The organism is Pseudomonas sp. KBS0707, from assembly GCF_005937945.2.
Taxonomy (GTDB): domain Bacteria; phylum Pseudomonadota; class Gammaproteobacteria; order Pseudomonadales; family Pseudomonadaceae; genus Aquipseudomonas; species Aquipseudomonas amygdali.
Window position 1 is genome coordinate 1,572,901 of sequence record NZ_CP041754.1, and the last position, 26,394, is coordinate 1,599,294.

General features: G+C 58.3%; 12 protein-coding genes. 7 read left to right on the plus strand and 5 right to left on the minus strand.

The annotated features are described in order from the left end of the window. Positions 1–348: 348 nt before the first annotated feature. The 6 genes from fadD2 to FFH21_RS07470 all read left to right on the plus strand — a co-directional run bounded on the left by fadD2 (position 349) and on the right by FFH21_RS07470 (position 16,246). Complete coding sequence (gene fadD2, locus FFH21_RS07435) at positions 349–2,037, plus strand: long-chain-fatty-acid--CoA ligase FadD2 (RefSeq protein ID WP_004657537.1); 1,689 nt, start codon at positions 349–351, stop codon at positions 2,035–2,037. 354 nt (positions 2,038–2,391) lie between these two features. Continuing rightward, a complete protein-coding gene (gene fadD1 / locus FFH21_RS07445) occupies positions 2,392–4,083 on the plus strand; it encodes a long-chain-fatty-acid--CoA ligase FadD1 (protein ID WP_004657538.1) in 1,692 nt (563 codons plus the stop codon). A gap of 707 nt (positions 4,084–4,790) precedes the next feature. Continuing rightward, a complete protein-coding gene (gene hrpA / locus FFH21_RS07455) occupies positions 4,791–8,702 on the plus strand; it encodes an ATP-dependent RNA helicase HrpA (protein ID WP_004664135.1) in 3,912 nt (1,303 codons plus the stop codon). A 241-nt stretch (positions 8,703–8,943) separates the two neighbouring features. Next, positions 8,944–10,065, plus strand: coding sequence for a beta-ketoacyl-ACP synthase III (locus FFH21_RS07460; protein ID WP_004657547.1), 1,122 nt, complete (start codon positions 8,944–8,946; stop codon positions 10,063–10,065). A gap of 120 nt (positions 10,066–10,185) precedes the next feature. Further along, entirely contained in the window at positions 10,186–15,078 is a 4,893-nt protein-coding gene (locus FFH21_RS07465) for an NEL-type E3 ubiquitin ligase domain-containing protein (protein WP_011168044.1), read from the plus strand. 40 nt (positions 15,079–15,118) lie between these two features. Next, a complete protein-coding gene (locus FFH21_RS07470; protein WP_011168045.1) occupies positions 15,119–16,246 on the plus strand; it encodes a GNAT family N-acetyltransferase in 1,128 nt (375 codons plus the stop codon). Between the two features lie 196 nt (positions 16,247–16,442). On the opposite strand, the gene FFH21_RS07480 is transcribed toward FFH21_RS07470, so the two are convergent. The 4 genes from FFH21_RS07480 to FFH21_RS07495 all read right to left on the minus strand — a co-directional run bounded on the left by FFH21_RS07480 (position 16,443) and on the right by FFH21_RS07495 (position 20,805). Then, positions 16,443–18,275, minus strand: a complete 1,833-nt coding sequence (locus FFH21_RS07480; protein ID WP_011168046.1) for an ABC transporter ATP-binding protein — start codon at positions 18,273–18,275, stop codon at positions 16,443–16,445. A gap of 102 nt (positions 18,276–18,377) precedes the next feature. After that, positions 18,378–18,941, minus strand: a complete 564-nt coding sequence (locus tag FFH21_RS07485; RefSeq protein WP_019742460.1) for a peptidylprolyl isomerase — start codon at positions 18,939–18,941, stop codon at positions 18,378–18,380. Positions 18,942–19,079: 138 nt separating this feature from the next. Further along, positions 19,080–19,868: an alpha/beta fold hydrolase gene (locus FFH21_RS07490; RefSeq protein WP_004657559.1), complete on the minus strand. Its 789-nt coding sequence runs from the start codon at positions 19,866–19,868 to the stop codon at positions 19,080–19,082. 13 nt (positions 19,869–19,881) lie between these two features. Continuing rightward, positions 19,882–20,805 (minus strand): LysR family transcriptional regulator, encoded by a 924-nt coding sequence (locus FFH21_RS07495; protein WP_004664143.1) that lies wholly within the window; start codon positions 20,803–20,805, stop codon positions 19,882–19,884. Positions 20,806–20,872: 67 nt separating this feature from the next. On the opposite strand from FFH21_RS07495, the gene FFH21_RS07500 reads away from it, so the two are divergent. Continuing rightward, entirely contained in the window at positions 20,873–21,187 is a 315-nt protein-coding gene (locus FFH21_RS07500) for a hypothetical protein (RefSeq protein WP_004657566.1), read from the plus strand. Between the two features lie 302 nt (positions 21,188–21,489). On the opposite strand, the gene FFH21_RS07505 is transcribed toward FFH21_RS07500, so the two are convergent. Further along, entirely contained in the window at positions 21,490–26,322 is a 4,833-nt protein-coding gene (locus FFH21_RS07505; RefSeq protein ID WP_011168050.1) for a M10 family metallopeptidase C-terminal domain-containing protein, read from the minus strand. Positions 26,323–26,394: the final 72 nt, after the last annotated feature.

A 26,394-nucleotide genomic window follows, 5' to 3' on the forward strand; every position in this document is an offset into this window, starting at 1 on the left:
AATGGATTGAAGCGGGCCGGTTCGTGCAATCCGACTTAGCCTTGATTTGTAACACTTGATGACCTGCCGCCGCCATTGCGCGGACAAGATCATTCAGACGCTTGCCGGGGCTGCCCGGATCACATTCAAGGCAAATAATAAGCGAATGTCATGAGAATACTGCTGTTGCGGTATCGAGAGTCTGTTGATTAGCGGGCCATCTGCAATTGGAAGTGTATCGTCGTCGGCAGATTTCAGTCTGAACGGAGGCAAGATTCATGCTGCTGATGACGCTCGGCCGATTATTTGCCTGAGACGTTTTAACTGCTAACGTCGGGCCAGGCCTACGCAGGGAAGAGGATAAAAATAATGCAAAGTGATTTCTGGGATGACAAGCGTCCGGCAGGTGTCGACTCCGAGGTGGACTTACAGACCTATCAGTCGGTCATTGAAGTATTTGAGCGCTGCTGCAGAAAGTTTGCAGACCGACCTGCATTCAGCAATATGGGCGTGACCCTGACCTACGCCGAACTTGAGCGTCACTCTGCCGCTTTCGCAGGCTATCTGCAGCAGCACACACAATTGGTACCGGGTGACCGTATTGCCGTACAGATGCCCAATATCCTGCAATACCCGATTGCCGTATTTGGTGCGATGCGTGCAGGTCTGATCGTGGTCAACACCAATCCGTTATACACCGCACGCGAGATGCGCCATCAATTCAAGGACTCTGGTGCCAGGGCGCTGGTGTACCTCAATTTGTTCGGCAAGCTGGTGCAGGAAGTGCTCCCCGACACTGCAATCGAACACCTGATCGAAGTGAAAATGGGCGACATGCAGTCACCTGCCAAGGGATGGCTGGTCAATACCATCGTCGACAAGGTCAAACAGCTGGTCCCGTCATTCCATTTGCCTCAAGCCGTCGGCTTCAAGCGTGCGCTTCGCCTGGGGCGTGATAGCCGTATGCAGGTCGTACCACGAGGTCTGGACGACGTTGCCGTGCTGCAATACACCGGTGGCACCACGGGGCTGGCCAAGGGCGCGATGCTCACTCATGGCAATCTGGTCGCCAACATGCAGCAAGTCTATGCCTGCATGCGCCAGCAGCGTCCCGAAGGCGGCTCGCTGTTTGAAGAGGGCACAGAGGTGATGATCGCGCCGTTGCCGCTCTATCACATCTATGCATTCACGGCGAACTGCATGTGCATGATGATCAGCGGCAATCACAACATCCTGATTACCAACCCTCGCGATATCGGCGGCTTCATCAAGGAGCTGGGCAAGTGGAAGTTCACCGCCATGATCGGCCTCAACACACTGTTCGTGGCGCTCATGAATCATCCACAGTTCAGGAGTCTGGATTTCTCGGCGCTGAAAAGCACCAATTCCGGCGGTACTGCGCTGGTCAAGGCCACGGCCGAGCGCTGGGCGCAGATCACCGGCTGCACAATCGTCGAGGGTTATGGCCTGACCGAGACTTCGCCTGTCGCCAGTGCCAATCCTTACGGTACTCTGGCTCGTCTGGGTACGGTCGGTATTCCGGTGCCGGGCACTGCGATGAAGGTTATTGACGACGATGGTGCCGAATTGCCCTTTGGCGAGCGAGGCGAGCTGTGCATCCAAGGGCCGCAGGTCATGAAGGGCTACTGGAACCAGCCGGCTGCCACCGCCGAGTCACTGGATGCGCAAGGCTGGTTCAAGACTGGTGACATTGCGGTGATTGGCACCGACGGATTCGTCAGTATTGTCGACCGCAAGAAAGACTTGATCATTGTGTCCGGCTTCAACGTTTACCCCAACGAAATCGAAGACGTGGTCATGGCCCACCCGAAAGTTGCCAACTGCGCCTGTATTGGCGTGCCGGACGAGCGTTCGGGGGAGGCCGTAAAACTGTTTGTGGTGGCGCGAGAGCCGGGGTTGAGCGTTGAAGAGCTCAAGGCCTTCTGCAAGGCGAATTTCACGGCGTACAAGGTACCCAGGCATATTGTCCTGCGGGAATCGTTGCCGATGACGCCGGTAGGCAAGATTCTGCGCCGGGAGCTTCGTGACATTGCCTGATTCCCCCTAATCGTCTCGAATTGTGTAAATGACCCCGTTTGCAGAGTGCTGCATGCGGGGTCTTTTTTTTGAAAAGCCGCTAATTATGAGGTTGACCGCTCTGTTCCGGTGCTTTCGAGGTGGTAATTAATATTCTTTTAATGTTTTTAAAATGACTTATTTGTGGTTTTTGGTCTGCTTCGTGACTGTTCGGCCTTCTTATGCCTCTAGTCGACGTTTGGCAAAGCTGCTACTCTCGGCGCGCTTTTTGATCAGTCATAAAGCGAAAAAAGCGTCTACTGCATAATTCCAAGCACAAGAAAATCATCGCTTCAGGCGATGTGAAGAATTCGCTATCGCTACGGAGCCGACTGAATGATTGAAAACTTCTGGAAGGACAAATATCCGTCTGGTATCCCCGCCGATATCAATCCTGACGAGTATCCCAATGTCCAGGCTGTCCTGAAGCTGTCCTGCCAACGCTTCGCCGACAAACCGGCGTTCAGCAATCTGGGCAAGACCATCACCTACGGCGAACTGTATGAGCTGTCCGGCGCGTTCGCCGCCTGGATCCAGCAACATACCGACCTGCAGCCGGGTGATCGCATCGCTGTGCAGTTACCCAACCTGTTGCAGTACCCGATTGCCGTCTTCGGTGCCATTCGCGCCGGGCTGATCGTGGTCAACACCAACCCGCTGTACACCGCGCGGGAAATGGAACACCAGTTCAATGACTCCGGCGCCAAGGCGCTGGTGTGTCTGGCAAACATGGCGCACCTGGCCGAAAAGGTCGTGCCCAAAACGCAGATCAAGCATGTCATCGTTACTGAGGTGGCCGACATGCTGTCGCCGCTCAAGCGTTTGCTGATCAACAGCGTCATCAAGTACGTGAAGAAAATGGTCCCGGCCTATCACTTGCCTAAAGCCGTCAAATTCAACGATGTGCTCGGCAAGGGGCGTGGCCAGCCAGTGACCGACGTGTCGCCCGGCAGCGCCGATGTTGCTGTGCTGCAATACACCGGCGGCACCACCGGTGTGGCCAAGGGCGCAATGCTGACTCATCGCAACCTGATCGCCAACATGTTGCAGTGCCGGGCGCTGATGGCTTCAAACCTTGGCGACGGGTGTGAAATCATCATCACGCCCCTGCCGCTGTATCACATCTACGCCTTCACCTTTCATTGCATGGCGATGATGCTGCTCGGCAATCACAACATCCTGATCAGCAACCCGCGTGATCTGCCAGCGATGGTCAAGGAGCTTTCGAAATGGAAGTTCAGCGGCTTTGTCGGCCTTAACACGCTGTTTGTGGCCTTGTGCAATAACGAGGGTTTCCGCAACCTCGACTTTTCGGCGTTGAAAGTTACCCTCTCCGGCGGCATGGCCCTGCAGCAGTCCGCTGCCGAACGCTGGAAGCAGGTCACTGGCTGCCAGGTCTGCGAAGGCTATGGCATGACCGAGACCAGCCCGGTGGCTACGGTCAATCCCGCTAAAGACGTGCAGATGGGCACTATCGGTATTCCTGTGCCGTCGACGCTGTGCAAGGTTATCGACGATGCCGGCAACGAGCTGGCGTTCGGTGAAACCGGCGAGTTGTGCATCAAGGGCCCCCAGGTCATGAAAGGCTACTGGCAGCGCCAGGAAGCCACCGATGAAATGCTCGACAGTGATGGCTGGCTCAAGACCGGTGACATCGCGATCATCCAGCCCGATGGCTACATCCGGATTGTCGATCGCAAGAAAGACATGATTCTGATCTCCGGTTTCAACGTATACCCCAACGAACTTGAAGACGTGCTGGCCACGCTCCCGGGCGTGTTGCAATGCGCGGCGATCGGCGTGCCGGACGAGAAGTCAGGCGAAACCATCAAGGTTTTCGTCGTGGCCAAACCGGGCGTTACCCTCACCAAGGAACAGGTCATGGAGCACATGCGCGCCAACCTGACCGGCTACAAGGTGCCGCGTAGCGTGGAATTCCGGGAGGTCCTGCCCACTACCAACGTCGGCAAGATCCTGCGTCGCGAGCTGCGTGATGAGGAATTGAAGAAGCTGGGCGTGAAGAAGTAGGGCGGAGCGCCGCACGATAGTTGCGATTATCGTTCCGCACGCTCCAGCGTGGGAATGAAGGTCTCGACGCTCTGCGTCGTCAAGAGGACGCAGAGCGTCCAGAACGGCATGCGACGCGGAGCGTCGCACGATAGTTGGATTCTCGTTCCCACGCTCCAGCGTGGGAATGCAGGTCTCGACGCTCTGCGTCGCAATGAGGACGCGCAGCGTCCGGAAAGGCATGCAACGCGGAGCGCCGCACGATAGTTGAGATTCTCGTTCCGCACGCTCCAGCGTGGGAATGCAGGTCTCGACGCTCTGCGTCGCAATGAGGACGCGCAGCGTCCGGAAAGGCATGCGACGCGGAGCGCCGCACGATAGTTGCGATTATCGTTCCGCACGCTCCAGCGTGGGAATGCAGGTCTCGACGCTCTGCGTCGCAATGAGGACGCGTAGCGTCCGGAAAGGCATGCGACGCAGAGCGCCGCACGATAGTTGAGATTATCGTTCCGCACGCTCCAGCGTGGGAATGCAGGTCTCGACGCTCTGCGTCGCAAAAAGGACGCGGAGCGTCCGGTATTTCGTACCTCATACTTTGTTGTAATTGAGCCGTGCTGCCGGCAAACCATGACCGCGATGGATAGCCTGGCATTCAGGCCATTCGTCACGACCCGCCACAATCTGCGACAATCCGCACCTGCCATTTGAAAAAAGACCCTGCGCGCCTGATGACCGACGAATCGCCCTCTATCGACCAACTTCTGAAAAACCTCGACCAAGCGATGATCAGCGAACGTCATCGCCTGCGCCGTCAGTTGCATGACCTGCGCAAAAAGCCTGACGAGGCGAAGCTGGCGCAGTGGGTAGCGCGGGTTCAAGCCTCCTGTGCGCAGGTGACGGCGCGGCGTGAGAGCGTGCCGACGATCCGTTATGACGACAACCTGCCCATCGCCGCCAAACGCGATGAGATCAAGGAGGCCTTGCTCAAGCATCAGGTGCTGATCATTGCCGGTGAAACCGGCTCCGGCAAGACCACCCAATTGCCGAAAATCTGCCTGGAAATCGGTCGCGGCCAGCACGGTCTGATCGGCCATACCCAGCCGCGCCGCATCGCCGCACGCAGCGTGGCCAGCCGGGTGGCCGATGAGCTGGGCACACCACTGGGCGCGCTGGTCGGTTATCAGGTGCGCTTTGAAGATCAGAGCGACAGCAACACGCTGATCAAACTGATGACCGACGGTATTCTGCTGGCCGAAACCCAGCATGACCGCTTTCTGGAACGCTACGACACGATCATCGTCGACGAAGCTCATGAACGCAGTCTGAACATTGACTTCCTGCTCGGCTACCTGAAAACCCTGCTGCCACGTCGCCCGGACCTGAAGGTCATCATCACCTCCGCGACCATCGACCTGCAGCGCTTTTCCGAGCACTTCAACGATGCTCCGGTGATCGAAGTGTCCGGGCGTACCTTCCCTGTCGACCTCTGGTACCGCCCGCTGACCAGCGAGCAGGACGAGGAAGGCAACAGCGTCGAAGAAGACCTGACAGTCGATCAGGCCATTCTGGCCACGCTGGATGAGCTGGCGGCCTTTGAGCGTAGCGAGCGCAAGAGCCCGGGCGACGTGCTGGTGTTTCTGCCCGGCGAACGCGAGATTCGCGATGCCGCCGAGGTACTGCGCAAGGCGCAGCTCAGGCACACCGAAATTCTGCCGCTGTACGCACGCCTTTCGCCTGCCGAACAGCAGCGTATCTTTCAGTCCCATCCGGGTCGTCGTGTGGTGCTGGCCACCAACGTGGCCGAAACCTCGCTGACCGTGCCGGGCATCCGCTACGTGATCGATACCGGTACTGCGCGCATCAGCCGCTATAGCTATCGCGCCAAGGTCCAGCGCCTGCCGATCGAGGCGGTATCGCAGGCCAGCGCCAATCAGCGCAAAGGCCGTTGCGGGCGTGTCGAGCCCGGTTTGTGCGTGCGTCTGTACAGCGAAGAGGATTTCAACGGTCGACCTGAATTCACCGACCCCGAGATACTGCGCACCAACCTGGCAGCGGTCATCCTGCAGATGCTGCACCTGCGTCTGGGCGAGATCACCGATTTCCCGTTCATCGAGCCGCCGGATGGCAAAGCGATCAGCGACGGTTTCAACTTGTTGCAGGAGCTGTCGGCGGTCAATCGCGAAAATCAGCTGACCCCGCTGGGCCGTCAACTGGCGCGCCTGCCAGTGGACCCGCGCATGGGTCGCATGCTTCTGGAAGCTGCGAGGCAGGGCAGCCTGCAGGAAGTCTTGATCGTGGCCAGTGCCATGTCCGTGCAGGATGTGCGTGAGCGTCCACCCGAGCGTCAGCAGGCGGCTGATCAGGCCCATGCGCAATGGAAAGACGCCGACTCGGACTTCGCCGGGCTGGTCAATCTGTGGCGCGGTTTTGAAGAGCAGCGCCAGACCCTGACGGCCAGCCCGCTGCGTAACTGGTGCCGGCGTAATTTCCTGAATTACCTGCGCCTGCGCGAGTGGCGTGATTCCCATAGACAGCTGAGCCTGATCTGCCGCGATCTGCAACTGACGGTCAACAAGGAACCGGCCGATTACCCGAAATTCCACAAGGCCATTCTTTCTGGTCTGCTGAGTCAGATCGGGCAAAAGGCCGAAGAGGGTGACTACCTTGGCGCACGGCAGCGGCGCTTCTGGGTTCACCCGTCTTCCGGGCTCGGCAAGAAGCGCCCGCAGTGGTTGATGACCGCTGAGCTGGTGGAAACCACCAAGCTGTACGCGCGCATGGTGGCCAAGATCGATTCGGACTGGATCGAGCCGCTGGCTGGCCACCTGATCAAGAAAAATCATTTCGAGCCGCACTGGGAGAAGAAGCGCGGGCAGGTCGTAGCGTTCGAGCAGATTACGCTGTTCGGCCTGATCGTGGTTGGTCGCCGTCCGGTGCATTACGGGCCGATTGACCCGGTGGTGTCGCGTGAGCTGTTCATTCGCGAAGGCCTGGTGCGCGGTGACATCCTGTCGCGGGCAAAATGCCTGAGTGCCAATACCCGCCTGCTGGAGCAGCTCGATGAGCTGGAGGCCAAGGCTCGACGTCGCGATATTCTGGCTGACGAAGACACCTTGTTCAGCTTCTATGAAGCGCGAATCCCGGCCGAGATTCATCAGACGGCCACGTTCGACAGCTGGTACAAGACCGAAAGCCAGAAGAACCCGCAACTGCTGATCATGCGTGAAGAGGACGTGCTGGCCCGCGAGGCCAGTGAAGTTACCGCCGCGCAGTATCCGGATACCTTGCACCTGGGCGACCTCAGTCTGTCGCTGAGTTACCACTTCGAGCCCAACCACCCACGTGACGGCGTGACCTTGCGCGTCCCTGCGCCCCTGTTGCTGTCGCTGCCTGCCGAGCGCCTGGAGTGGCTGGTGCCGGGCTTGCTCGAGACCAAGAGCATTGCGCTGGTGCGCAACCTGCCCAAGGCGGTGCGCAAGAACTTTGTGCCGGTCCCGGATTTCATCAAGGCCGCGTTGCAACGTATTACCTTCGGCGAGGGCTCATTGCCCCAGGCGCTGGGGCGTGAGCTTCTGCGCATGACCGGCGTACGGGTCAGCGACGAGGGCTGGGCCGAAGCCGCGCAGCAGCTTGAAGGCCACCTGAAGATGAACCTGGAAATCGTCGATGGCAGCGGCAAGTTTCTCGGTGAGGGGCGTGATCTGGCCGAGCTGACGGCGCGCTTTGCCGAGGCTAGCCAGGCCGCACTGGCCGTACCTCAAACCGCGAAAAGCCAGCAGCCGGTGCAGGCCAAGGCCTTTGCTGCGGTGGCGCAAAAGACTCAGCAGAACATCGCCGGGTTGTCGATGACGGTTTATCCCGCGTTGGTCGAAGAGGGCGGAGCGGTCAAGGAAGGCCGGTTCTCCACGCAGGCCGAAGCTGAATATCAGCATCGCCGTGCTTTGCAGCGTTTGTTGCTGCAACAGCTGGCTGAACCGGCGAAGTTCCTGCGTAACAAACTGCCGGGGCAGACCGAGCTGGCCTTGTTGCACCGCGAGCTGGGCCGCATCGATGCGTTGATAGAGGACATCCTGCTGGCCAGCCTCGACAGTTGCGTGCTGGAAGGTGAAGCCGAGTTGCCGCGCGACGGTGCCGGCCTGTTGTCGCTGGCTGAGCGCAAGCGCGCCGACTGGACCGAACACGCCGAACGGCTGGCGAAGCTGACGCTGGAGATTCTCAAGCTGTGGCACGGACTGCAAAAGCGCTTCAAAGGCAAGATTGACCTGTCGCAGGCGGTTGCCCTCAACGATATCAAGGCGCAACTGAGCAAACTGGTGTACCCCGGTTTCGTGCGTGAAACCCCGGCGGTGTGGCTCAAGGAACTGCCGCGCTACCTGAAGGCTATCGAGATGCGTCTGGAAAAACTGCCAGGTCAGGTGCAGAAAGACCGGGTGTGGAGCATCGAGCTGGCAGGCCTGTGGACGCAATACCAGACACGTGCCGACAAGCACGGCCAGGAAGGCAAGCGCGACCCGGAACTGGCGCTGTATCGCTGGTGGATGGAGGAGTACCGCGTGTCGCTGTTCGCTCAGCAGTTAGGCACCAAAATGCCGGTGTCGGACAAACGGTTGAGCAAGCAGTGGAGTCAGGTGGAGGGCTGATCCTGCGTCGGCCTTCAGCACAGTCAATTGTCGCTATCAGGCCTATATTCATTGGCCCGATAGCGCCAAAACCGGGCTCTGTGGCACACTCCGCGCCTGTCTTCACCGTGTCATGAAATGCTGCTCTCTGTTGCGGGCAGCTTTTACAGTCGCACTGGTACGTTGGTCCCAAAAACAGAGGGCCTCCGAACACCGTGCCTGAGCAGGTGTTTACCTGCAACTCAATAAGAGAGGAACGACCGTGCACAACGTCGTCATCAGTGGCACAGGCCTGTTTACCCCGGCCAACAGCATCTCCAACGAAGAGCTGGTGCAGTCTTTCAACGCCTATGTCGCACAGTTCAACAGCGACAACGCAGCGGCTATCGAACGTGGTGAAGTGGAAGCACTCAGTGAATCCAGCGCCGCGTTCATCGAAAAAGCATCGGGCATCAAAAGCCGCTTTGTCATGGACAAGCAAGGCATTCTCGACCCGCAGCGCATGAAGCCCAACCTGCCGGAGCGCGGCAATGATGAACGGTCGATTCTCTGCCAGATGGGGGTTGCTGCGGCCGAACAGGCTTTGCAACGTGCAGGCAAAACCGCTGCCGATATCGACGGTGTAATCGTTGCCTGCTCCAACTTGCAGCGCGCCTATCCGGCGATTTCCATCGAGATTCAGGAAGCGCTGGGTGTCGCGGGCTATGGCTTCGACATGAACGTGGCCTGCTCTTCGGCCACCTTCGGCATTCAGGCAGCCTGCAACAGCGTGCAATTGGGGCAGGCCCGCGCCTTGCTGGTGATCAGTCCGGAAATCTGCACCGCGCACCTTAATTTCCGTGACCGTGACAGCCATTTCATTTTTGGCGACGGGGCCACAGCCGTTGTGGTCGAGCGCGCGGATCTCGCCACCTCGCCTTACCAGTTCGATATCGTCAGTACTCGTTTGTTGACCAAATTCTCCAACAACATCCGCAACAATTTCGGTTTCCTCAACCGTACCTCGGACGAGGGCCAGAATGCGCCGGACAAGCTGTTTGTGCAGGAAGGCCGCAAGGTGTTCCGCGAGGTCTGCCCGATGGTCGCCGAGCTGGTCGCGGCGCATTTGCAGGACAACGGTATCAACATCACTGACGTCAAACGCTTCTGGCTGCATCAGGCCAACCTGAGCATGAACCAGTTGATCGTCAAGAAGCTGCTGGGTCGTGATGCCACCGTAGAGGAAGCGCCAGTGATTCTCGACACTTATGGCAACACCAGCTCGGCAGGCTCGGTCATTGCGTTTCATACCTATCAGGATGACTTGCCCGAGGGCGCGCTGGCCGTGCTCAGCTCGTTCGGTGCCGGCTACTCGATTGGCAGCGTGATTCTGCGCAAGCGCTGATTGCGCTTTATGGGCAGCGTCTGGATATCAGACGCTGCCTGTCATATCCCGTTATGTCACCTGCACCCCGGCGGATCTTTATTGTGTTGGCTTTTTACGAAGCCATCACGGGTATCGATCATGTTTACCGCCTACACCACGTCTGGAACGCCAGCCTCGCCTGGTTCCCTGCCCTCCTCACGACAACTCGACTCTGCGCCATTCGACGTTGAGCATCCAAATGCCGGATTCATCAGAGGCAGCCTGCCTGACTGGTATTTGAACGCCCCGGCGACCTTGCGCCAGGCACTGCACGCCAGTCATCAGAAAACCCTGCGTTCCACGCATGCGCTCGGGCCCATTCGCAATCGTCTTTTATCAGCACAAGCATTCGCAGCGCCTCTGCTGACGCAAGCGTTTTTCGAACGCTTCGAACGTCCCTTGGATGTCGAAGCCTTTCAACTGATGACCTGGCGTTATGACGGTTCCTGGAAGCCGAATCCCCTTGAACAGACGCTGTTGCAGGCCGCCTTGCAGAACTTCGCCTCCAGTAACCGAAGCCGCTTCGATCCGTACTCGGCAATACTTCGTACTGGAGGCCTGCGTTACTGGCTTATCGACAGTGCTCAGCGCAGGTACAAGGTGGAATACAAGGACCGTCTTGATATCGACCTTGAGCAATTCGCTGATTTTTGTCATGAACTGGATCTTGGTGGCCAGTATCAGGCGCATCTGGACAGTGTATTCAAACCTTCCACGCCAGGCGCTGCGAAAGCGGTTGCCACTGTTTTTATCGACGGTGAGCGCGATGCTGTCGAGGTGCTTGCGCACATTGCCATGATGAAGGGCGATATCAGCGAAGCCGCTTACCAGATGCTGTTGAGCGTAGTGAAGCCCGACGTCCATGCGCAATGGGGGGGCAGGGGGTTGCGCTATTGTCAGTTGCATATGCTCGATACCTACGCTTTTTCGGGCTGCCTGTTACACGGGGCTTTGCTGATTCAGCAGGATATTGCTGACCCTGACAGTGGGCCTTGTCTTGTCTATATGCCTTCAGAGCCGTCACACCCGCTCAAACAGTTCGCCTCACTCCGGGCGTTCAACGACAGCCTCGTGGCAGCGCTCGACAGTGACAGTTACAGGCGCTATTTCAGCCGCTTCGTCAGCCTTGGCCAAAGTCCGGAGTTTTTTGCGAAGCTGAAATCGCGGCTCTACCCGGTCCAGGAACACACGCTGGACGTCAATGCCGACCTGGTGTTGCAGGCGCAGCCATTTTCCAAGCCCCCGTTCGAGTTGCTTTACGACCACCTGCTGGCCAAAACCTACGTTGATTCACGGACCATAGCGGTGCCGTCTGCGCAGGCTGATCAGCTAGCCAGGGATGCGCTGCTCGACAACCTGAAAAACAGTGGCATGGACATACTCAATGCGGCCGGGCTCTTTGTGCCTGTGCTGGGTGAAGTCATGGCCGTGGTTGCTCTCTATCAGATTGTCCGCGAAGCGTTCGTTGCCTACGAAGACTGGACGCACGGGGAAGTGGAAGAGGCCATGCAACATGTTTATAACATCGCCGAAAACGTCGCTCAGACAGTGGTGGTGGGCAGCGTCATTGGCGCGCTCGATCGGCTGGAACCGTCGATGTTTATCGAAAGCCTGGTGCAGAAGAGGGTGGATGGATCGGTTCGTCTTGGAAAGCCGACTATTGGCGGTTATGCGGATACGGTTACGGTGCCTGACGGTTTGCGTGCCAACCCGCTGGGGCTTTACGAATTCGACAGCAAGACGTGGCTGCCAATGAACGGCAAGCTGTACCGCGTTGAAGCAGACGCAACCGGAAAAAACTGGCGTATCAGGCACCCGCAGGATCAGCACGCCTATTCGCCTAAGCTTGAGCACAACGGGGCCGGTGCCTGGCGTCACGAGTGGGAAAACCCCATGGGCTGGGATGAAGTCACAGCGTTCAGGCGGCTTAATGTGACGTGTGATGCGTTCACCGAAGAAGAGATCTCGCGGGTCTTGAGCATTACGGGCAGCAACGAGGCGTTGTTGCGTCAGATACATGTCGAAAGTCATCCGCTTCCAGCTCTTCTGAGAGATGCCATCCAGCGCATGGAAATCGAGCGGGGCTTGCAAGCCTGCATAGACGCCCTCAAGGCAGAAGAGTCCTCGCCAGTGCCTGTCACTCATATCGAGCCATGGATGAAGCTGCTGGTGTCGTCGCCGCACTGGCACAAGAGCCGAGGGTTGTTAGTGTTAGACGCAGACGGAACCATGCTCGACGCCTGGAACGTGGGGGCGCATATGACATTTTCATCCAGTGTCGTGGGCGCGACAGAAGACCTCACGCAGGCGCTCGGCCAATTGCTGGAAGGGCTGACACCCGATGAAGTCAGTCATCTGACGGGAACCAGCGGTGCAGATAAAACTTCGCAGGTTCAAGGTTTCAAACGTTATCTGGCCGACTGTGCGCAACTTCACATGGGGCCGTTGCTTGACGAGGTTTATGCACTGCACAACCGCAGCAGTGAGCCGCTGGTCAAGCTGATTCAACGAGATTTCAGCAGTGTGCCGGACAGCATCGCTTTGGAACTCATCGAGATGGCGAGCGATGCAGACACCGCACGGATGACCTCGGAAAAACGTATCCCTCTTGAGCTTGCCGAGCATGCTCGTGAGTATCAGCAGCAACTGCGAATAAACAGGGCCATCGAAGGCTTCTACCGACGCTCGTCGGGTAATCCGGACACCTGTGCGACTGGGCTTGGCATGTTGCCGTACACGCCGGGCTGGCGTGGCGACGTTTCAATCGATCTGCTGAAAGACACGCTGGAGGGCGATGAGATCGCGAGCCTTGAAAGTGACCAGACGACTGTCGTGCATCGGGTTCTGATCAGAACCGAAGAGGTATTTCAGCCCTTCAATCAGTTGGGTGAGTCTATAGGTGAGGCTGGTCAGAGCTTTTTCAGTGCTCTGCTGAACGCGCTTCCTGATGACGTGCGAGTCAACATCGAATTGCCAGTGAATGCGGATGAGCAGCACCTGCGCAGTCTTTTGTGTCGTATCGCATCTGACAGACGCGACCGGATAGCGGAAATCCTGCAGTTGCAGCCGATCAAGCCTGGCATCAAATGGCCGCAACGACTGCACGATGGCCGTGTGGGTTACCCCCTGAGCGGACGTTTGCGTGGCCTATTCCGCAGGCTTGGGATTGGTGCGCCCAGCCACTCGCCAGAGCTTGCGGTAAAAAGCCTGTATCCGGATTTTTCCGAGGAGCAGGTTACGACGTTTCTTCAGGCTCTGCGTGCAGAGCACACAGGTTCTGCCTCGCAATTGACGAACTTTGTTCGACAAAGGCTGCAAGGCCTCGCTCAGGAACTGAGCACTTTGCAAACCGGCCTGGACAATTGGGTACTGCAAGCTGAGCCCTCGTCACTGCTTAGACCGAGGGCAATCGCGGCGTTGCGAATTCGCAATTGCTGGAGGCGCCTGAGCGCTCACTGCAGAAACTATCAGGGTGAGTTTTTGGGGTATTCGCTTGATCTGGAGGGTCTACGGATAGGAAACATGCCGCAGGTGTTGGCTGACTTCAGTCATGTGGCGGTTTTAAACGCTCGAAACATGCGGCTTACCCATCCACAGGCTGATGTATTACTTAAGCATTTCAGCAACCTGCATTCATTGAGCCTGGATTTCAATGCGCTGCAATCCCTGCCAGAGTCGATAGGGCGGATGACTCAACTCAGAGAGTTGTCACTCAGACACAACCCGTTGGTCTGGACCGACCAGTGCAACGCCGGTTTGCGCAATCTGAGCCGACTGGAAGTTCTGGACCTCAGTTTTTGCTCGCTTGGGCGGAGCACGCGGCTGAGTCCGCTCAACGCACTGCGCATGCTTTTTTTACGTTCTACAGGTATTGAAAGGGTGCCAGAGTGGAACTGGCGCAGTTCTGATCTGATGCTTCTCGACCTTCGTGACAACCATATCTCGGACATAACTACCCAGGCGCTCGCCCTTATTGATCGCTCCCTCAGCGATAATCGTCTGAATATACATTTGAATGGTAATCCGCTGAGTGTGCAGACGCATGAACGGATCAGAGTGCTGCGTGAGCAACGGTATCAGTCCCGTTTGGGTATCAGCCATAACCGCTTGTTGCATCAGGAAACGCCTGCCCTTAAGACCTGGCTTGGCAGTGCGAGTGGTGAGCAACTGGCTGCACGGACAGAGCTTTGGCATAACGTGCAGGACTGTTCCGGTTCTACGGATTTTTTTCAGGTGCTGAGCGACCTGACCACTTCAGCAGACTTTTTCAATGATCGTAAAGCGCTCACGACACGGGTCTGGACGATGATGGAAGCGGCTGCTGAAAATGGGGAGCTGCGTCGGCAATTGTTTGATCTTGCCGCCCATCCTCAAACCTGTGGCGATGGTCTGGCGTTAATATTCGGGGACATGGAAGTTCGCGTTGGGGTGTTCGCGATTACGTCATCCACGCCGGAAGCCGCACGGCCACTGGAGCTGTTCAAGATGACCCGCAGTCTCGACCGTCTCGATGAGGTGGAAAAAATTGCCCGTCGCGATATTGCTCTTCGGATGACAAGCAATAAAACGGTAGATGAAGCCGAAGTACGACTGGCCTATCGAACGGGTTTGCAGGTACGGCTTGGATTGGCCAGCCGGTCCAGATCCATGCTGTTCAGGACTCTGGCGGGGGTGAGTGACGCCGATCTGGATTCCGCCTACCGCGAGATAATTGCGCGTGAAAGTACTCCTGCGTTTTTCGAATCACTGATTGCCAGGGAGTTTTGGATGGATTATTTGGAAATCCGCTACGCCCACGAGTTTGAGCCGGTAAAGCGCCCTTTTGCTGAGCGTCTCGCCGTTCTGGATGAGCTGTCGCCGGACATGCAATCCGATCAACAATACCTTGACCGGGTCAAACAGATCACCAAGGAACGCATGCGTGCGATCAAGGCGTGTGCGATCAAACTTTCCATACAGCTTTCGGACGCTGTGAACGCAGGGCCTCAATAGGGGATACTCTCCATAACGCCTGATAATCCGGGGAATCTGCATGCCCGTTCACGTTATCGACAACCTAAGCACCGTTGCGCCTGCTCAATGGGACGCACTGGTGCCGGGCAATCAGCCGTTCCTGCGGCATGCCTTTCTCAGCGCACTGGAAGACAGCGGCAGCCTCGGGCCACGCTCCGGTTGGCGTGCCGAACATGTGCTGCACTACGAAAATGATCAACTGGTTGCGGCATTGCCGGCCTACCGGAAGTGGCACTCGTACGGCGAATATGTGTTCGATCACGCCTGGGCAGACGCCTGCCGTCGCGCCGGAATCGCCTATTACCCCAAACTGTTGGTCGCGGTGCCGTTCAGCCCGGTTGGCGGCTCACGCATCCTGTTGGCAACGCCTCAAGGCGGCATGGAGTTGCTCAGCGAGCTGCCGGCCTATCTGCAGAGCGGGGGGCTGTCGAGCGCCCATGTGAATTTCACCGACCCGGCTGCCGATGCCTTGCTTGAATCGCAACCGGGCTGGCTGCAGCGCTTTGGTTGTCAGTTTCATTGGCATAACCGGGGTTACCGCGACTTTCAGGACTTTCTGGACGCATTGAGTTCGCGCAAGCGCAAGCAGATGCGCAAGGAGCGTGAACAGGTGGCGGGGCAGGGCATCGAGTTTGAATGGCTCGAAGGCGCGCAGATGAGCGAAGTGCTGTGGGACTTCGTCTACGCCTGCTATTCCAATACCTACGAAATTCGCGGGCAGGCGCCATACCTGACACGCGAATTTTTCAGTCTGCTGGCCGAGCGTATGCCCGAATCGATCCGCGTGGTCATCGCCTTGCAGGGCTCACGGCCTGTGGCGATGGCTTTCAGCCTGATCGGTGACGATAGTTTCTACGGGCGCTACTGGGGTTGCCTGGCCGAGTTTGACCGACTGCACTTCGAGACCTGTTTCTATCAGGGCATGGACTACGCCATCGCCCATGGTCTGCAACGATTCGATGCAGGCGCTCAGGGTGAGCATAAATTGATTCGTGGCTTCGAACCGAAGATCACCCGGTCATGGCATTACCTGATGCACCCAGGGTTGAAAGACGCGGTCAGTGAGTTTCTCGAGCAGGAACGCGTCGGCGTACTGGCGTATGCCGATGAGGCGAGGAGTGCGTTGCCGTATCGGCAGACGGACTAGCGGGGGGGATAGGCCTTCGCGCGTGGAGCATCGGCGCGAGACTTGTGACGCGGAGCGTCACGAAATGCATGCCAACGCGGAGCATCGGCACGATAGTCATAAGTGGATGGCAGGCGCGGCAGCGGGTAGATCACTGGCCTCTGAAGATCCTGTGGGAGCGAGCTTGCTCGCGAAGAGGCCAGCAATCTTCCCATCCTCAATCCACCCCTACAAACCCACCCGTCTGATGCTGCCACAACCGCGCATACAGCCCGCCGCGGGCCAGCAGTTCGGCGTGGGTGCCGGTTTCGGCGATCTGGCCTTTTTCCAGTACTACCAAGCGATCCATACGGGCGATGGTCGACAGGCGGTGGGCGATGGCGATGACGGTCTTGCCTTGCATCAAGGTTTCCAGGCTTTCCTGAATCGCTGCTTCAACTTCCGAATCAAGTGCCGAGGTGGCTTCATCCATGATCAGGATCGGTGCGTCCTTGAGCAGCACACGGGTGATCGCAATACGCTGGCGTTGACCACCGGACAGCTTGACGCCGCGCTCTCCCACATGGGCATCAAAACCGGTGCGGCCTTCGGAATCCGACAACTGCGGGATGAACTCTTCGGCACGGGCCTTGCGGATCGATTCCCAGAGCTGTTCGTCAGTGGCGTCAGGATTGCCATACAGCAGGTTTTCGCGAATAGAACGGTGCAGCAGCGACGTGTCCTGAGTGATCATGCCGATCTGCGCACGCAGGCTTTCCTGGGTAATCTCGGAAATATCCTGACCGTCGATCAGGATCCTGCCGCCTTGAACGTCATACATGCGCAGCAGCAGGTTCACCAGCGTCGACTTACCGGCGCCTGAAGGTCCGATCAAACCGATTTTCTCGCCCGGTTTGATGTCCAGGTTGAGGTTGTGAATGATCCCGTTGCCATTGCCGTAATGGAAATCAACGCCATCGAACCGGACGCCGCCGTTTTCGATCTTCAGCGGCAGCGCGCCGGGCTGGTCATTCACCGTGACAGGCTGCGAGATGCTCTCCAGGCCGTCCTGCACGGTGCCGATGTTCTCGAAAATGCCATTGACCACCCACATGATCCAGCCGGACATGTTGACGATACGAATCACCAGGCCTGTGGCCAGCGCGATGGCCCCCACCGAGATCATCGACTGGATCCACAACCACAGGGCAAGCCCGGTGGTGGTGACAATCAGCACGCCGTTCATGGTGGTGATGGTGGTGTCCATCGATGTGACGACACGGCCAGCCAGCTGGCTTTTCTCGGTCTGATCACGCATCGCTTCACGCGCATATTGCTGCTCATGATTGGTGTGCGCGAACAGTTTCAGGGTGGTGATGTTGGTGTAGCCGTCGACTATCCGGCCCATGAGCCTGGAGCGCGCATCGGACGACTCCACCGAGCGTTGCTTGACCCTGGGGACGAAGTACATCAGCGCGAGTATGAACGCCACGATCCAGGTGCCCAGCGGGATCATCAGGCGCCAGTCAGCCTCGGCGAACAGCACCATGGCGCTGATCGCGTAGATCAGTACATGCCACAGCGCATCCACCGATTGCACCGCCGAGTCGCGCAGCGAATTGCCGGTCTGCATGATGCGCTGGGCGATACGCCCGGCGAAATCGTTCTGGAAGAAGTTGACGCTCTGTTTGAGCACGTAGCTGTGGTTTTGCCAACGAATCAGGTTGGTCATGCCGGGGCTGATGGTCTGATGCACCAGCAGGTCGTGCAGGCCGACGAAGATCGGGCGCAGCAGCAGGGTCACCACCACCATCCAGATCAGTTCCGGGCCATGAACGCTGAAAAAATCCTTGGGCGGCGTGGTTTGCGCCAGGTCGATAATGCGGCTCAGGTAGTTGAACAGCGACACCTCGATCAGCGCCCCGATCAGTCCCACGACCAGAAGCGCGAGAAACGTCGGCCATACCTGACGCAGGTAATACATGTAAAACGCGAAGACGGTGTTGGGCGGGGCAGGGGTAGGGGCGTCTTTGAAGATATCGATCAGTTTTTCAAAACGACGATAAAGCATTGGCTATCACACCCACGCGATGTGGGTTCTCCTTGATAAGTGGAGGCTCTCCCGTCCAGCCCGCACAAAGCCCGAAGGCTTTATGCGGTGCAGGTTTCCTGCTTAGTCGACGCGTTTGGCGGACTTGATCAGGATCGGGTCGATTGGCACGTTTTGCATGCCTTTCGTAGTAGTGGTGCGGGCGTTGACGATGTTGTCGACCACGTCCATACCCTTGACGACTTTACCGAACACCGCGTAACCGAAGTCACGTGTGCCGTTGTCGAGCATGGCATTGTCGTTGGTGTTGATGAAGAATTGACTGGTGGCCGAGTTAACGTCCGAAGTACGGGCCATGGCAATGGTGCCACGCACGTTGTGCAAACCGTTCTGTGCTTCGTTCTTGATCGGGTCCTTGGTCGGCTTCTGAACCAGTTGCTGGGTGAAACCGCCACCTTGCACCATGAAGCCCGGAATCACACGGTGAAAAATAGTGTTGCTGTAGAAGCCGCTGTCGACGTAACCCAGAAAGTTCTGGGTGCTGACCGGTGCCTTGGTGTCTGCGAGTTCGATTTCAATCTGGCCGAAGCTGGTATCGAGTACCACGTGCGTGGCTTTATCCGGGGCAGCCATCAGGTTGGCGGCGAACAATACGAAGCAGGCGGTGAGGGCGATTTTTTTCAGCATGTGGCAACAGGTCCTTCGGTAAGAGATATCGACTGTGGCCGGCAAGGTAACCACGTTTGGCGTTCTTTGCCCAGCGTGTTAGAGGGTTTGCGCGGCTTCATGCCATCAGCCAGCGCACCTATGGGCTGCACAAGGTTTTCAGACTCCGATGCTGGCCATGAATTCCAGCAGCGTGCGATTGAATTGCTCGGGCTGGTCCAGCGGCGTGGCATGCCGGGAGTCGTTGATGACCACCAGCCGCGCATTAAGCAGGCGTTTGACGTAAGCCTCTTTGAGCGAGACCGGTGTGTAATCGTGTTCGGCTGCGATGATCAGCGTCGGGCAGGTAATGCGCCCTAGTTTGTTTTCCACGCCCCAGCCGACAATGGCATCGAAACTGGCCAGATAGGCGCGCTTGTCGTTCTTGCCCCAACGCTCGGCCATCTTGCGCCGCAGGTCGGCCTGCTCCGGCTTTGGAAACAACAGCTTGCCCAGCGCCTCGCCCAGGGTCTGCATGCTGACGATGCGTGACAGGGTCCAGCGTCTGGCCAATTGCCAAAGGTCGCCTGCGCTTCTGACCTTGACCTGTGGCGCGCTGTTGACGATGCACAGGCTCTTGAGCAGGTGCGGTTGATCGACCGCCAACTGAAAGCCGATCATCCCGCCCATCGACAGGCCGATCAGGTGTACCGGACCCAGATGAAGGTGTTCGATCAACGCCTCCACGTCATTGCTCATGGCCTGAATGCTGTAGCGCCCGTAGGGTTTGTCCGAGCGACCATGGCCACGCATGTCCATGACGATGACGCGGTATTGCCTGGCCAGTGCCGGGATCTGATATTCCCAGTCCTGACAACTGGAACCCAGGCCATGTAACAACAGGACGGGTTCGCCCAGACCATACTCTTCATAGTGCAGCGAACAGTCGTCGTGTTCGAAAAAAGCCATGTGCCTACTCCTGTCAGGCGTGTTGTGGAGCAGTGAGTGCCGTGGTCAGTGGTGCGGTGTCGAACGTGCGGATCAGATCGATGAGAATCTGCGTGGCCGGGCCCAGCGACCTGTCCTTGCTGGAGTAAAGATAGAAGGTCGGGTTGCGGCTGCCGCCCTTGTCCAGGCGCAGCGGCTTGAGCAGCCCCTCGCGCAGTTCACGCTCGATCATGTGGCGAGGCAGCCAGGCGAAACCCAGGCCATTGCTGACGAAGGTGGTGGCTGTACCGAGGCTGCCGACCGTCCAGCGCTGCTCCGCGCCCAGCCAGCCGAAATCCCGCGGTTGCTGTCTGCCTGAGTCGCGAATCACTACCTGTAACTGACTTTCCAGATCCTGAAAGGTCAGTTCGCGATTGGCCTGGTGCAGGGCGTGGTCCGGATGAGCGACGGCGACGAACTCGACGGAGCTCATCTCGGTGCCCAGATGCCCGGCAATGCTGTAGCCGCTGATGGCCAGGTCCGCGACGCCTTCCAGCAACACCTCCTCGACACCCGAAAGCACTTCTTCACGCAACCGCACCCGGCAGCCTCGGCTTTGCGGCATGAACGCGGTCAACGCCCTGACCAGGCGTGCCGAAGGATAGGCCGCATCAATCACCAGCCGCACTTCTGCCTCCCAGCCCTGTTCCATATGGTGGGCGAGGTCTTCCAGTTGGCTGGCCTGTTTGACCAGTTGCCGTGAACGGCGCAGCAGTACGCCACCGGCGTCGGTCAGCACAGCCTTGCGTCCGTCAATGCGTAACAGCGGCACGCCGAGTTGTTCCTGCATGCGCGCCACGGTGTAACTCACCGATGACTGCGACCTGTGCAGCGCCTCGGCGGCCTGAGCAAAGCCACCGTGGTCGACTACGGCTTGTAATGTGCGCCACTGGTCGAGAGTCACGCGGGGCGCTTTCATGCTGTAATTCCTCTTAATGTGCTGGCTATTTGTTCTACTCTGACAATCCCGCTTCGGAGATCGCCGAATGAATCGACTGTGCTGTGTACTGCTGGTCATGTTGCCTTTGACGGCTTTTGCGTACCCCATCGAGGTCGAAAAGCAGTATCAGGGCGTGAAGATTGATTACGTGACGCACGACGTTTATCACAACATCGGGTCGATCACCGTCAGCAACTACGGGGATGTAGACGCCAAATGTTCGGTGGTGTTCGTCAACGGGCCAGAGGCGCCGCGAACCCGGCGTGTGCAGGTTGGCGCAGGTCAGAGTGTCGACGCTTCATCCACGTTCAATCGCAGCATCATCAAGTTGCGAATCAGGCTCACCTGCCAGCCAGTCTGAGAGTAGAGCGCTCTTATGGATAAAACAAATTTATGGATGGGTTAGGCAAGGGGCTTGAAGTTTTTAATCGATAAATCGATTTTATAACGGGGTCCGCGTTGCGTTATGCGCAATTCTGGCCGGAGACTGTGGGAGCGAACTTGTTCGCGAAAGGGCCGGTATGATCGCCGAAAATGCATCGGCTGAAATACCGTCTTCGCGAACAGGCGAAGCGTCGCCGCTTCGCTTCCACGCCCTTGGGGCAGAAGCCTGAAAGCTCCTTGTTCCGGGCTTTCAGGACTTGTGCAATACGCTGAGCACAATCAGACGATGATATCGGCCGCTTGCAGACTCTGCACGCCAGTCAGCTGGATTTCAAAGTCCGCGCCGATGTTGTCATCGAGATTGCCGTACAGCACCCCATCGGCAAAGCGAAGCTCGCCGGTGTTGTTGGCGCTGAACGCCGCGTTGCCTATGAACACGAACGCATCGTGGGCATCGGTCAGCGGTCGGGCATCGAAGCCTGTGAAGTCCAGCTTGTCGCCTTCGGCTGCCTTGAAGCCGTTGATGATGTCGCGCAGGCCGCCCAGGCCTGTCTCGTTGCTGTTGTTGAACACGTAACGGTCTGCACCGGTGCCGCCAATCAGCGTATCAGCGCCTGACCCGCCGATCAGTACGTCGTCACCCGCGCCGCCGGACAAGGTGTCATTGCCACTGCCGCCGTTCAGGACGTTGGCGTTTTTGTTGCCGGTCAACGTGTCGGCAAACTGGCTGCCAGTCAGGTTCTCTGTACCCTTGAGCGTGTCCAACCCGGAGCCGCCGGTGGCCTGTTGAGCGCTGGTGTTCAGCGCAACCGTAACGCCTGCCGTGGCAAACAGATAAGACACCGTGTCATTGCCGTCACGACCGTCCATGACGTTGTCGCCAGCGCCTGCGTAGATCAGGTTATCAAGGGTATTGCCGGTTGCGTTCGCGGCCCCTGTGCCGGTGATGACGATGTTTTCCAGGTTGGCCCCCAGCGTGTAGCTGGCCAGCGAACTGAGCACCGTGTCGATGCCGCCTACCTGCTGATCTGCGTTGGTCTCGACCACTCGGTCGGCTGCATCGTCAACGTAATAACTGTCCGATCCGTCGCCGCCGGTCAGCAGGTCGGCACCCGCTGCGCCGTCGAGAACATTGTTGCTGGCATTGCCGGTGATGACGTTTTTCAGCGCATTGCCGGTGCCGTTGATGGCAGATACGCCGGTAAGTAGCAGGTTTTCCACGTTCGCCCCCAACTGCCAACTGACGGAAGACACCACGGTATCAACCTGCGATGGCGAATCATTGCTCTCGGTGACGGTATCGAGTGCGTTATCGACTACATAGATGTCGTTGCCGTCCCCGCCGGTCATGTCATCTGCGCCCTGATCGCCATCCAGCACGTCATTGCCGGCGCTGCCCACCAAAGTGTCGTCGTCACTGGTGCCGAAGATGTTGCCGCCTTCATTCTGGCCACTCTCGAAAATGGCGGCCGGGTCGTTGTTGTCGCTGGCATCGCCACGAAAACCCAGGTCATCGGCAATGAAGTCGGCCAGGCGCTGACCGACGATTTCGGCGGACTCTTCGTGCAGGTGCCAGACGTCATCGGGGTAGGCCAGCGGGTTGACCTCGTAACGCAATGGCAGGTCGGTGTAGTCAACTGCCAGCTTGACGTCGGCACGCTCATTGGCGATGGCTTCCTGAGCGTTTCTGACGTATCCGGCACCCTCGACAATAGCGTTGATCTTTTCTTCGGTGTAGCCACGTGCCTTGGCCGCCTCGGTCTGATAGTGGCCGGTTTCGGCCATGTACACGGTGAAGTCGCCTATCTGCGCGTGCAGGTAATCGAACACCTTCAGGGTCGAGGCTTTGTAGAGGTCGGCTGCAGCCTGCTTGTCCGTGGCGCGGGCTATTTCCTGCGCGGCTTCTTCACCCTGACCCCAGATAATCCCGGTGGTCACTTTATCGATAGCCGTCAGCGACGCCAGTTGCGACTTGAGAAGTTCGGTCGCACGCAGCAGCGCAGGGCCTGGCTGATCGGTATCCACCAGCCACCACGAAACACGCTGTTCTTCCTGCGTGCCGGTCGAATAGCCGACCACGGTGCTGCCGCCTACGGCAAGGTCGATGCCATCACCGTTGGCGTCGGTGAACTGGCTGCGCACGTCATAATCGGTGTAACGGGCCAGGTCCTTGACCATTTCCGAGGTGCCGGACTGATTGTCGTCTTCGGTCATGCGCAGCAGGCGTGCGTTGGACTGGCCAAGCGTCGGCAGATAGAGAATCTCCTGAGCCTCGCGCTGGCCGAACACGAAGTCCGCATCGGTCAGGGTGTCGATCAGGTTGCCGCTCAGGGCGATTTCGAAGCGATTGCCGTCGGCATCCGGCGTGGCGGATTTGACATAGGTCTTGTCGCCGGCTTCGTTGAGGGTCATGTACAAGGTGTGATCTTCACCGTTGCCCAGCCCCAGGAAACCCAGAGCAGAGACGTCTATTTTGTCCTGGCCGGGGGTGAAGTCATAGATTGTGTCGGTGGCTGTCAGCCCGCCAGCATCGTAATCGCGGTAGCTGTCGGTGAGTGCGCTGTAGACGAACGTATCGGCACCGTCTCCACCGTACAATGCGTCGCGGCCAGCGCCACCGTTGATGATGTCGGCACCGGTATCGCCACGCAGCGTATCGTCGCCACCCAGCCCGAGAATGGTGTCGTCACCTTCGGTGCCATACAGCGCTTCCGCATTTTCGGTGCCGGTCAGAACGCCCGGTGTAACGTTGCCTACCGTGATGGCAAAACTGTCGGCCACCGACGCGCCGGTGGCATCGCTTGCGGTCAGCAATACCGAGTAAAGCCCGGATGCCTTGCCGCCCGGTGTGCCGCTGAAGGTCAGGGTCTTGCTGTCGAACTTCAACCAGTCGGGCAGGGCGCTGTTATCGGCCAGGGTCGCGCTGTAGGTCAGCGTGTTGCTGTCCGGATCACTGAAACTGCCCGATTGTACCGCGTAGGAAAACGCCTTCAACTCGGTAACGTTCTGATCCATCAGCGGTGTATTGAGTACCGGGGCCTGATTGGCGGCTGAGGCTGTAGAGAAGATGAAGCTGGACGCGCTCAGTTTGTCGAGCAGGTTGCCTTCCAGTGCAATCTCGAAGCGATTGCCGGTGGTGTCGACCGCATTGGTCTTGATATAGGTCTTGCTGCCGTCGGCATTGACGGACAGATAGATAGTGTTGGCACTGCCATCGCCCAGGCCTCGCAGGCCGATGCTGGACAGGTCGATCCGGTCTTCGGCCGGGTTGAAGTCGGTGATGGTGTCGCTCTGCTTGGTGCCGCTGGCGGTGTAATTGCGGTAGCTGTCCAGGCGCGAGTTGTAGATGAACAGGTCCGCGCCCGCGCCACCGGTCAGAATATCGGCATCAGCCCCGCCATTGATGAGATCTGCACCGGCACCGCCATTGACGCGGTCTGTACCGGCGTTGCCGTTCATCACGTCGTTGCCGTCGGTGCCGGTCAGGGTATCGCCGCCCGCAGTGCCTTCTATGACCCGCTGGAAGATGAAATGGCTGGCATTGAGGGTGTCTTTCAGGTTGCCGCTCAGGCCCAGCTCGAATCGGTTGCCGCTCGCATCGGCGTCGAGTGATTTGACGTAAGTGCGATCAAGTGTGGCGTTGTAGCTGATGTTCAGAGTACCGCCCTTGCCGCTGCCCAGCCCGCTGAAACCAAGGTTTGACAGGTCGATGCGGTCCTGGCTGACGTCGAAGTCGGTGACCAGATCGGTGGCGCTGGTGGTCGCCGTGCGATAGCTATCGGTCAGCTGGTCGAAGCGAAAAGTATCGGCACCCGCGCCACCGGTGAGCTTGTCGGCTCCCGCACCGCCGACCAGAATATCGTCGCCCGCAGCGCCGTTGAGCGTGTCCTTGCCAGCCAGACCGAAAATCATTTCATTGGCTGCGCCACCGGTGATCGCATCGTTGGCGTCGGTACCCTGTACGGTGACCAGCGGAAACGAATCGCCTGCAAAGCTGCCGTCGCCATACACCAGCGTCAGGCCTTTGCTGGTGTGGCTGATGGTGTTGCCCACGATGCTGTTGCGATCGGTGCCATCTTCGTTGCGCTCGGCAACGCCGTAGGTGGAGTTGTCGCTGCCGGTGATCAGGTTGCCGCGGATCAGGTTGTCGCTGCCGTTGAAATACTTGCCGGAAACGCCTGAAGTGTCGTCGTAAGACTGGATGATAATCTCCGGCACCGGGGCGCCGAGGGAGTTGTTGCTCAGGGTGTTATCAAAGACATCCACCCCGGAACTGCCGTAGATGCGCACACCGGCACTGCCGTTGTCGTGAATGTCCAGGCCACTGACAGAGACCTGACTGGACAGCTTGATCAGCACGCCTTCAGCACCGTTGCCATAGACCGCGCCACCGGTGATGGTGATATTGGCAGGCGAGGGGATGTTTTCACTGCCGCGCTGCACCACGATGCCGGTGCTGCCATTGCCGTAGGCGACGTTGTTGCTCAGGGTGAAATCGTGAGTGCTGGTCACCACGTTGAAGCCGTGACGGTCGTTGTTATAAGCAATGTTATTTTCAAACACGCTGTCGCTCAGGTAATCGGCCACGAAACCGTCCAGGCCGTTGCCATGGGATACGCTGTTTTTGATCACCATGTTGACGGTCTGCTCGTGCGGGTCGAAGCCATAGCCCGAGCAGTCCTTGATCTCGACGCTGTCGAGCGTAACGTTCGAATCCTTGCCGTCAGAACCTGGAATGTAGCCGTTGAACCAGCCGTCCACCTTGCCGGTGGTGGCGTCCCGGTTACCGTCCAATGTCAGATTTTTCATGCCGAAGTCGTGGGTTTCTTCGCCGTAGGCGGAACGCACGATGCCGGTGACCTTGGTGTCCGAGCCATCCGCCAGCTTGATGACTGTCTCGCCCATGCCCGCGCCCGATAGGGTCACGTTGCTTTTGAGCATCAGGCAGCCGTCGGAAGGCTCCTCGCCACCGGACACAATGTAGGTCCCGGCTGCCAGCACAACTTCTCCACCGCCCGCCGCTGCAGCTGCATCAATAGTGGCCTGAATGGCTGCTGTATCGTCCGTGACGCCGTCGCCCACTGCACCAAAGTCTTTTGTGTTTAATATCATGGTGTTACTCCGGGCGACGAGGAATTTAGGTGATGAAGTCAATATTGCAGCGCCCCGGAGTAAGACCCTCCA

Coding starts and splice junctions, on each gene's coding strand:
- FFH21_RS07480 (WP_011168046.1), bottom strand. CDS start 18,275: ATGCTTTATCGTCGTTTTGAAAAACTGATCGATATCTTCAAAGACGCC.
- FFH21_RS07495 (WP_004664143.1), bottom strand. CDS start 20,805: ATGAAAGCGCCCCGCGTGACTCTCGACCAGTGGCGCACATTACAAGCC.
- FFH21_RS07465 (WP_011168044.1), top strand. CDS start 10,186: ATGTTTACCGCCTACACCACGTCTGGAACGCCAGCCTCGCCTGGTTCC.
- hrpA (WP_004664135.1), top strand. CDS start 4,791: ATGACCGACGAATCGCCCTCTATCGACCAACTTCTGAAAAACCTCGAC.
- FFH21_RS07505 (WP_011168050.1), bottom strand. CDS start 26,322: ATGATATTAAACACAAAAGACTTTGGTGCAGTGGGCGACGGCGTCACG.
- FFH21_RS07500 (WP_004657566.1), top strand. CDS start 20,873: ATGAATCGACTGTGCTGTGTACTGCTGGTCATGTTGCCTTTGACGGCT.
- FFH21_RS07490 (WP_004657559.1), bottom strand. CDS start 19,868: ATGGCTTTTTTCGAACACGACGACTGTTCGCTGCACTATGAAGAGTAT.
- fadD1 (WP_004657538.1), top strand. CDS start 2,392: ATGATTGAAAACTTCTGGAAGGACAAATATCCGTCTGGTATCCCCGCC.
- fadD2 (WP_004657537.1), top strand. CDS start 349: ATGCAAAGTGATTTCTGGGATGACAAGCGTCCGGCAGGTGTCGACTCC.
- FFH21_RS07470 (WP_011168045.1), top strand. CDS start 15,119: ATGCCCGTTCACGTTATCGACAACCTAAGCACCGTTGCGCCTGCTCAA.
- FFH21_RS07485 (WP_019742460.1), bottom strand. CDS start 18,941: ATGCTGAAAAAAATCGCCCTCACCGCCTGCTTCGTATTGTTCGCCGCC.